The following is a 264-nucleotide window of genomic DNA, read 5'->3' as shown; positions in this document are numbered from 1 at the left end:
GAACACGGCCACCACGCCCTCGAGACCGAGATCTGCGCGGTCTCGGCGTACTACCACCGCCCTCTCGACACCCCCGACCGTCTCCGCCTGACGTCGCTGCAACCCATGGGCGACACCTCCCTCACGACCGCCCGCACGCTCGCCGTATCCGATCTCACGACCGTCGACGACGTCGGCGACCAGGTCGTGACGACCGCGCCCTGGGTACTTCTCCACATTCCGCGCTGGGCCGAGATCGTCGGGGCGATCACGCTGGCAGGAATC

The 264-nt window shown here is 68.6% G+C and carries 1 pseudogene; it reads left to right on the top strand.

Annotated features, from left to right (window positions below):
• Window positions 1–264 (top strand): annotated as a pseudogene (locus NVV99_RS26580) (peptidase M28); the annotation flags it as partial.

Origin of the sequence: Rhodococcus sp. PAE-6 (genome assembly GCF_025290685.1) — a bacterium.
Taxonomy (GTDB): Bacteria; Actinomycetota; Actinomycetes; order Mycobacteriales; family Mycobacteriaceae; genus Rhodococcus; species Rhodococcus pyridinivorans.
This window is presented reverse-complemented; position numbering and strand designations above follow the sequence as displayed.